The organism is Massilimicrobiota sp. An134 (assembly GCF_002160815.1).
Classification (GTDB): Bacteria; Bacillota_I; Bacilli_A; order Erysipelotrichales; family Coprobacillaceae; genus Allocoprobacillus; species Allocoprobacillus merdigallinarum.
This window is the reverse complement of sequence record NZ_NFLH01000052.1, coordinates 1-10718: the sequence shown is the minus strand read 5'-3', so window position 1 is coordinate 10718 and position 10718 is coordinate 1. Positions and strand designations below refer to the sequence as shown.

The 10718-nt window shown below is 31.5% G+C and carries 3 protein-coding genes; 2 read left to right on the top strand and 1 reads right to left on the bottom strand.

The window, feature by feature from the left end:
• Positions 1 to 315 precede the first annotated feature (315 nt).
• On the top strand, positions 316 to 2931 hold the full coding sequence (locus B5E79_RS12735) for a transglutaminase domain-containing protein (RefSeq protein WP_087298292.1): 2616 nt from the start codon (positions 316 to 318) through the stop codon (positions 2929 to 2931).
• A 67-nt stretch (positions 2932 to 2998) separates the two neighbouring features.
• Entirely contained in the window at positions 2999 to 10300 is a 7302-nt protein-coding gene (locus tag B5E79_RS12730; protein WP_087298291.1) for a phosphodiester glycosidase family protein, read from the top strand.
• 207 nt (positions 10301 to 10507) lie between these two features.
• Here B5E79_RS12730 and B5E79_RS12725 read toward each other — a convergent pair.
• Positions 10508 to 10718 (bottom strand): transposase (locus B5E79_RS12725; RefSeq protein ID WP_206393212.1); only part of this gene is annotated, 211 nt, incomplete at its 5' end.

Genomic DNA, 10718 nt, shown 5'->3' with positions numbered 1-10718 from the left:
TCATTCATATCATTAATCCAGAAAATGAGGAACAAATAATCAATAACATATAACAAGAAAATTCGTAAGACTAAATTCCACTTTATTTTTTAAAGTAGAATTTACTTTTACAATTAACCCATTCAAAAAATATTCACCTAATTATCCTGTTTCGCTTGAAACTTAAAAAGTTTTTATTTAAAATAAAAGTAAATAACTATATTCTTTTCAATTATCATGAATTGAATAAAAAAATTATGTGTGTGATAAATGAAAAGAAACTTAAAGAAAGGAGAAATAAGATTTGTATATTAAATACAAATAGGTGTAAAGACTATGAAAAAACTAGGAGTTTTAATTTTAAACACTTTTATAGCGTTAGCATTAATATTTACTTTGCCATTTAGTGTTTCGGCTGCAGAAAATATTGTATTAACTGCAGAAATAGGTAGAGATTCTGGTATATATTTAAAATGGACATCAAGCGAAGATGTTTCTAAATATACAATTCTACGAAAAAGAGACGATGGATATTATGATGGTTTAGCCACTAGAGAAAGCAAATATGGATTGTATTATTTGGATGCAAGTAACTTAGAAGTAGGAAAAGAATATACATATAAAGTTAGATATACAAAAAATGGTGTGAATATTGATTCTAATGAAGTGACAATTAAATGCAAAGAAACACCATCTGAAATCAATGAGTTTACTAGCCAAGAACTAGCAACAAAATATTTAAAGAATCAACTAGTAAATAGAAATAAAGATATTACGGTAATATTTAATTCTAATACTTTTCCTAGTGGTTTAATGCAGACTATGTATGAAGAGGCTAGAAAGGATTTAGAACAAAATATTAGTTCTTCAGCTGATGAAGGTGATTATTTACGTTATACAATTAAACCTGGAACAATTAAATTAAGTTCTGGGATTGATGGAAAAGTTGGTAATTTAACATCATATACATTAAATTTTAAATTAGACTATTATACTACAGAAAATCAAGAAAAAGAAGTTGACAATAAAGTTGCTCAAATTCTAGATACTTTTGCAAAAAAAGGTATTACAAAAGAATCTAATGTGTATGATAAATGTAAAGCAGTATATGATTATTTAACTTTAAATGTTAAATATAATAATCAAAAAAATCCAGAAACTGGAGAATTAATGATTACTGCATATGATTCTTTGATTCGAAAAGAGGCTCAGTGTTATGGACAAACAATGGGGGCATATCGATTATTGAAAGAGTTAGGAGTAGTAAATCGAAGAGTTGATGGTAAACTTAAAGTTGATGGTAAAGAGATTAACCATGGCTGGAATATCGTTTTAATCGATGGTAAATGGTATAACTTTGATGTTACTGCTTCAGCTGCATATTATGAAGATACAGGAAGCATTACTTATAAAAGATTTTTGAAAACTTATGATGATTTTAAATCAAATGGATATACACTAGGCAGTGATTATGCATTGAATTCTGATTTTGGTCGAAATCATCCTTATGGAAATCATGTGTATGAAAGTGAACCAAATGCACCAACAGATTTAAAATTAGAAAATCTTAGTGATGGTAGTATAAAGGCAACATTCCCTAGTGTTGCAGGAGCAGATGGATATGCTCTATTTAGATCTACTACTGCTAATGGAAAATTTGAAAATGTTAAAGAAAGTACTACAACTACAATTACTGATAATACAACAGTATCTGGAACCACATATCATTATAAAGTTAAATCCTATAAAAATATAAATGATTACAAAATTTATTCTAGCACTTATTCTGGTAGACGCGAAATAAAGGCAGAAGATTTAAATAAGCCATATTTTGAACCAATTACAATAAAAGCTACACCAGTTAATTATAATTCGATAAATATTACTTGGAATAAGGCTGATGGGGTAACTTATTATCAAGTGTATAGATCAGAATCACCAAACAGTGGATATAAATTATTAGGTGTATATGATGAAAATACAACATCAAAACTTTCTACATCTTTAGGCGTAGGAAAAACATATTATTATAAAGTAAGAGGTTATCGTTGGATTGGTGGAAAGAGAGTATACTCTCCATATAGTAACGTTGTTTCAGCAACTACTAAATTATCTAGTCCAAAATTAAAATCTGTTACAGAAAGAACTTATACTACTCTAAACATAAATTGGGAAAAAGCAGATGGAGCACAATATTATCAAGTATACCGTTCTACATCTGAAAATGGAAAATATGCATTATTAGGAACATATGATGAAAATACAACTTCATCTTTGTCTAGAGCATTAGGACCCGGTCAAACGTATTATTATAAAGTAAGAAGTTATAGATGGGTAAATGGAGAACGAGTATTCTCGTCATTTAGTAATATTATTTCAAATTCACCAAAGTTAACACCTCCTAAATTAAAATCAGTAGAACATGATACATATAATTCATTAAAGATAAATTGGGAGAAAGCAAAAGGAGCACAATATTATCAAGTTTACCGTTCTACATCTGAAAATGGAAAATATGCATTATTAGGAACATATGATGAAAATACAACTTCATCTTTGTCTAGAGCATTAGGACCCGGTCAAACGTATTATTATAAAGTAAGAAGTTATAGATGGGTAAATGGAGAACGAGTATTCTCGAAATTTAGTGATCTTATGACAGGTAAAACAAGGTTACCTGCTCCTACAGCAACTGTTTCTCCAAATACAAATAGTTCTCTTAAGGTGACTTGGAAAAAAGTAGATGGAGCAACATATTATCAAGTATATCGTTCTACCTCAGCAAATGGGAATTATGTGCAATTAGGAACATATGATTCAGAGACTACAACTAAAATATCTACTTCTTTAGCAAAAGGAAAAACTTATTACTATAAGGTAAGATGTTATCGATGGGTAAAAGGAAACAGAGAGTTCTCTCCATTTAGTGAAGTTGTTAGTAGAAAGGTATAAATATAGATAAAAAAGTAATGGAATACGGAGAAGCTTTAGATATTATTTATGAGAGGAAAGGGTAGAAATGAGAGCAAAGATCAAGAATTTTTTGTTAGCCTCATTAATGTTTGTTTTAGCTTTGACTGTTATCACTTTTACAAGTACAACTGAAGTACAAGCTAAAATCAATATTGATGAGGGAAAAATGCCTGAAGGTTATTCGGTCGTTAAGAAAACTGACCAAAATATTGCCCCAGGTATTGTCAAAACGGAATTAATTTCTAATACGCAAAAAGGAGATATGCAACAAATTGACTATTTAATGGAAGTTGATATGTCAAAAGGATCAAGTACTAAAGTAGTTGCTAGTTATGGTTCTGATTATGATGCATCTTCTTGGGAATTGTCTACAATGGCAGAACAAGCAAAAGGCTATGAAGCTTATATGAGAGAAAACAACATACAAAATGAAACTGTTGTTGCGGCAATTAATGCAGACTTTTTCAATATGGGAACTGGGGAGCCAATGGGAGCATTGGTAATGAATGGAGAAGTAATTAAACAACCAAGTGATAATTACTTCTGTATCACCAAAGATGGCAAAGCAGAATTACGTACACCTGATCAACCATTAGATGATGTAGAACAAGCAGTTGGTGGTGGCCCATTTTTAGTTAAAGATGGAGTAGTTCAAAATGTAAATGACCCAATAAGAATGACAAGAGCAGCAATTGGTTTGAAAGCAGATGGCTCAATAGTTACTTTTACAACTCATGGAATTTCTGATAAATCTGCAGGACACTCAACTTTAGAAATGGGAAGTATTTTAGCTGCTGCTGGTTGTGTAGATGCAATTAATCTAGATGGTGGAGGAAGTGCAACTTTACTAACAAGACCAGAAGGAAAAGACGAGCTTGAAATTAGTAATAGTCCAAGTGATGGGAAACTTCGTGAAGTAGCAAGTGGATTATTGTTTATCTCTACTAGTGTTAAAGATGGTGTTTACGATCATAGTAATATATTGCCGAATGATGAAGTTTATACTCCAGGGCAAACAGTACAATTTAGTGCTACTGGTGTCGACAGTGGTGGTGGAGAAGCAGTTATACCTGAAGGAGTAACATGGAGCGTTGAAGATGAAAGTTTAGGAACTGTTGATAAAAATACGGGACTTGTAACTCTTAAAGATAAAGAAGGAACATTAGTTGTTAATCAAAATTACAAAGGAAAAAAGGTAGGTTCCGCATCTATAGAAATACGTTATCCTGATGAAATAGGTTTTAAAACAGATGAAGTAAGTTTGGGATTTGAAGATTCTTCAACTTTAGGGTTAGAAGTACGTTGGAAACATAGAGATGTACATTTAAAAGATGGAGATATAGAATGGGAGATTTCTAATCCAGAAATGGGACATTTTGAAGGAAACACATTTATTACATCTGATGGAAAAACATTAGAAGGAGATATTACAGCTTATTCTAAGCAAAATCGTAATGTAAAAGGCAGTATTCATGTAATAGTTGGTAAATTGCCTACAGTAGCATGGGATTTTGAAGATCAGGTTGTTAAAGATGAAAATACAGGAGAAGAAACAGTAATTCCTGCAGAAGAATATTGGAAAATAGGTTATGGTGCTAATGCAGAAACACCATTTAAGGTCATGCCAAGTGCTGAAGATGGTACAGTTGGTGTTAAAGGAGAAATTGTAAATATTGATACAGGGGAAGTTCGAATGGGCGAACACTCTTTGAGGATGTCATTTGACTTTACAAAAGCTCCAGATGCTACAAGAGGAGCATACTTTGGTATGAAAGATGACTACGAAATTCCAGGAACACCAACAGCTATTGGAGTTTGGATGTATGCTCCAGAGGGAATAGATAATTTCTGGTTAAGAGGGCAGGTATCTTATTTACAAGCTGATGGTACATGGAGTCAGGGATCTACAACTTATGTCGATTTTACTTATCAGCCAAACCAAGTACTTCCTGATGGTTCTGTTGTTTCACAAGAAGATTCAGGTATAAATTGGAGCGGTTGGAAATATTTGGAAGCTGACTTAACACAAAAAGGAGCTACGAAATTTAGATTAGCTTCTGGAGCTACATTTAGAGTCATGTATGTTCCAGGTATTGGAATGGGATCTAAAACTGCAAATGAAATTTATTTAGACAATATGCAATTTGTCTATGGTACAAATGTAGATGATACGGATTCCCCTATTATTGACAATATTCAATATAGTGTTGACAATGCAAAGTATCATTCATTTGGAGAAAATGAAGTAATTAAAAGTAACAAGATTTCTTTTACAAGTACTTTCCATGATGTAGAAAATAAATACACAAAAGGAATTGATTATGACCTTGTACGTATGTATATCGATGGAGTGAATGTTAGTGTAAAAGAAACTGAAGAAGGAGATACAGTTTTTGAAGATAATTTCTTTGTAGATGATAGCAAAAATACCTCATATTTATATGATATGGAATTTGCCGATGGAATACATACAATTAAAACTGTTATCCGTGATAAAGGTGGAAATGAAACCGAGCAAACGAAGTATTTTGTAGTGGATGGTGATGATTCATTTGGTACAAATATTTCTTTTGAAGCAGCAAATTCATCAAACCCAGTATTAGGCAAAACATTTGATTTGCAATTGAAAACAAATAAATTAGAAGATTTAAATGAAGTATCTGCAAATATTTCAGTTGAAAATGCAGATATGAAAAATTACGAAGTAATTTGGAATGAAGATTTTTCAGAAGTTGAAACATCTTATAATGAATATAAGAAAACCTTGACAATTAAAGGTAAACGTAAAGAAAATACTTCAAATAGTGGTAATGGTGTTGTAGCAACTTTACGTTTAAAGATTCCAACAGATGTTTTAAAAGGAACAAATCTTTCATTTGAAGTTATAAAAGGAGAGGCAACTTATACTTCAGATAAAGCAGAACATTATGCTAAATCTTTCGCTACTAAGAAAACAGATATTGAGATAATATCTCCATTAACAGTTACAACAGAAACAATGTTTGTAGGTAGAAGTGGTAAAGTGTTTGTCACTGATACAAATAACAAGAAAGTAGAAGGAGCTTCTGTTTATTTAGCAGATAATAATGAATTATTAGGTACAACTAATCAAGAAGGTTATATTGAAACCGATCGATTAAGTCAAAGTGCTAAAAAATATTCAATTTATGCAAAAAAAGGAGAAGACGTATCATTCATTTATTCAGATTTTGCATATGCAATTGGTGGAAATGATGACGGTACTCCTCAAAATATCATGAGTCATGCTTCAAATGATCCAACAACAACTAAGAGTGTAAGTTGGTTTACAAATCCATTTGAATCTGAAGATAAAGCAGTAATGCAGATAGCAAAAACTTCAGATTACAAAGCAAAAGGTGAGAAAGCATTTAATGAGGTAAATGGAACTACTCAAATTATTAAACTTGATGGTTCTGCTAATCCAGAAGACAATCATGCATTTAGATTAAATAGTGCAATTGCAACTAATTTAGTACCAGCAACTTCTTATTCATATCGTGTTGGAGATGGAGTAAACTTCTCAGAAATCAAAACATTTACAACACCATACGATAATAAGAATGTAAATTTCTTTGTTCTAGGAGATATTCAAACATTAGATATGGATAGAACAAATAGAATTGCTAATACGCTAATGACAAACGGTGTTGATTATGATTTTGGATTACAAACTGGTGATGCGGTCGATAACGGTGCAAAATTCGAATATTGGAATGGTATAGCTAATCTATATGGTGAATTATTAAATAGCACGGATATGATTCATGTTTTTGGTAACCATGAATATGAAGGAGACTTAACTGGTAATAACAGCAAAGCAATTTATAATATTCCAAAAGAAAATAATGGCGATTATTATTCATTTGAATATGGTAATGTATACTTTGCAATTATTAATTATACAAAAGATACTGCTAAATTAGATAGAGCTACAAAATGGCTTATAGAAGATGCTAAAAAGAGCGATGCAACATGGAAAGTTGTTGGTGTCCATCAACCTCCTTATTATACAAATCCTACCGGAGGAAATGATTTAATTCATAAAGTTCTTCCTCCTGCATGTGATGAAGCAGATATCGATTTTGTATTCTCAGGACATGACCATACTTATAACAGAACGAAACCTTTAACTGGTGGAAAAGTTGATGAAGATGGAACAATTTATATGATTTCAGGAACTACTGGTGATAAAATGTATCCAACTACAGACACTGGTTTTGAATTTGATAAATATATTACTTCTTTTGATGGAGTATATATGAGTGTATCAACTACTGCAAATTCATTTACAATTGAAGCTCGTGAAGCAAATGGTAATTTATTAGATTCATTTACAAAAACGAAATCATATAAATGTGATGAAGAAGGCCATGAATACGAAATTAAAGGACAGTTGGTAATATGTAAACATTGTAAAGATACAATTCAATTGAAATCATTTACTGGTGTTGCTGTAGATAGCGAGACTGGTAAGACAATGGGATTCATTGGTGGTAAAAAACAGACTGGATGGACACAATTTGGTGATGATGTATATTTCTTTAATAATCAAGGTTATGCTGAAAAAGTAACAATTGCAGAAAGACATGAGCCAAGTTGTATGGTTCAGGAATATACTAGATATCATAGTGATGCTGCATCTGAAGACTATGAAGTGTTTGGAACAAGACCACCACTACATGAATATGAAACTAAACCAGACGGTAGTAGAATTTGTAAAGTATGCGGATGGAAACAAGTTCATATTAGTGAAGTAACAATTGAACAAGAGTTTGATGCCTATTATTACAACGGGAACTCTCGTTATCCTAAAGTAGAGGTAAGTTATACTGACGAAAATGGTAAAAAGACTGTTTTCCAACAAGGATCTGAATATTTAATCAGTTATAGAAAAGATGAAAGTATTTTACCAGGAAAAGGAAAATATGAAATTTATCCAATAGAGGTTAATATTGGAGATGGAGTAGATAGACATAGAGGAAGTATTAGAGGTTTTGATGTAGGTGACACATTTGAAAAAGATGGAAAATTTGTAGATCCAGAAACCGGAAAATTCTATGTAACCTTTGATATTCTTTTAAGAAATCCTAAAACTATAACTGCTAAAAATATTACTGCTACTTCAATGGACTTAAGTTGGGATAAAGCTGCTAATGTAGATGGATATGAACTTTATCAATATGATAAAGAAACAAAAGAATATAAAATGATAAAAACTTTTGAAGGTAATGATAAAACCAATTATACATTAACAAACTTGAATCCTGCTGAAACATACACTTTCAAAGTTCGTTCTTATTTGAAAGCTAATGGAAAAACATATTATAGTTCATATAGTAAAGAGAAAAAAGTAAGTACATTATCAGTTGCTCCAAAAGCACCTAAAAATCTAACTGGAAAGAATATAACAGATTCTTCAATTACATTAAGTTGGGATAAATCTACAGGTGCTGATGGATATGAAATTTATCAATACAACTATAGTACAAAGAAATATGAATTCTTAACAGATATAAAAGAAACATCCTTTGTTGTAAATAAATTACAACCACAAAAAACACATACATTTAAAGTACGTTCTTATGCAACGGTAAATGGAAAGAAATATTTCAGTGGATATGGTGATTCTAAAGGATTTAAAACATTAGCGAAAAATGAAAATATCACCATTGTAGCTCCAAAATTAGAACCAATCAAAGCAAGCAAAGGAATCTTGACATTGTCATGGAATAAAGTTGATGGAGCAACGGCATACAACATTTATCGTTATAATCGAGAAACATCTAAATATGAAAGAATAGGATGGACGAAAGATACAAGCATCCAGTTGAAGGATCAGCCAAAAGGCGTAACAAATACGTATCGAATAAAAGCATACTACAAAGGAAATGGAAAAACGATCAGTAGTACATATTCTAATTCACAATCTGCAAAAGTATTTGGTGATACAAAGATTCAAAACGTAGTACAAGAAGGAAATGCATTACAGATCACATGGTCAAAAGTAAGCGGAACAAATGGATATAGTGTATACCGCAGAGAAGATACGGCTAAAGAATGGACATATCTAGATGCTACAACAAAAACTACATTCACAGATAAAACAGCAAAAGAGGGAGTAAGATATCAGTACAGAATCTTGCCATATGGTAAAGTGAATGGAGTAGCATTCTTTGGACCATATAGCAAATCCGTAAGCGGAATGGTATTCAAAGAAATAAAAATTAATAACTCAACAACTGATGGCAATATCAAGTTTACATGGAATGAAGTGCCAGGAGTAGACGGATATAATGTTTATCGATATAATGAAGAAACAAAGAAATGGGACTATATGGATAGTGTATTAAAAGGAACTAGCTATGCAGATAGTAAGATAAAAGAAGGGGAAGAATATCGATATCGTATAAGAGCATATTATCGAACAATTACGGATAAAGTAAAATATGGTGACTACAGCAAGGAAATAGAAATAAGAGCTGGAAAAGTAAAAGAACCGACCTTTATAGAAGCTCCAAAACTAGAACCGATCAAAGCAAGCAAAGGAATCTTGACATTGACATGGAATAAGGTAGATGGAGCAACAGGATATAATATTTATCATTACAACCGTCAAACATTGAAGTATGAACGAATAGGATGGACAAAATATACGAACATCCAGTTGAAGGATCAGCCAAAAGGAGAAATTGACACATATCGAGTAAAATCATACTATAAAAAAGGTGGAAAAACGATCAGTAGCAAATATTCTAACTCACAATCAGCCAAATTATTTGATGAAACAAAGATCAAAAATGTAGAGCAGGAAGGAAATGCATTACAGATCACATGGTCAAAAGTAAGCGGAACAAATGGATATAGTGTATACCGCAGAGAAGATACAGCTAAAGAATGGATGTATCTAGATGCTACTGCAAAAACTACATTCACAGATAAAACAGCAAAAGAAGGAGTAAGATATCAGTACAGAATCTTACCATATGGAAGAGTAAATGGAGTAGCATTCTTTGGACCATATAGCAAATCAGTTAGTGGAATGATATTTAATACTACAAAAATTACGAATCCAACAAGCAAAGATGGAATAGTTCAATTTACATGGGATAAAATACCAGGAGTTGATGGTTATAACGTATATCGATATAATGCAGAAACTAAAAAATGGGACTATATGGATAGCGTATTGAAAGGAACTAGTTTTTCTGATAAAAATGTAGAAATTGGTAAATCATATAGCTATAGAATCAGACCATATTATCGTACATTACAAGATAAAGTAAAATACGGTGAAAATAGTGAAAGTATAGATATACTAGTTAAATGATAAATAATGAATTTATTCTTTGGGTAATTAAAATAATCATATGGTGGATTTAAAAAAACCTTAAATATATTTTATGGTTATTTATCAGATAGTTATAAAATTATTATATGGTTTTGAAAAAAGGGGCTGTAACGAAATAACTTTTTAAGGTAATCTAGAATAACGAAGGCTCTCCAATTATTGGGGTCTAGATTATCATGGGGTAAATCATACCCCAAACAACTGAAGAATTATAACGGTGGATACTTCATGAGAAATATCCACCTTTTTTTTAGAATCTAATATCTTCATCATCAAGCATCCATAGTAGCGAGTCATCTTGAAGTTTTCATCCGGACAGTGTCTGATGACTTTTTGGATGAATCTCTCAACTCTTTCAGTGACATCGATTCTTTTGTCATCCTCATGACGATTATAG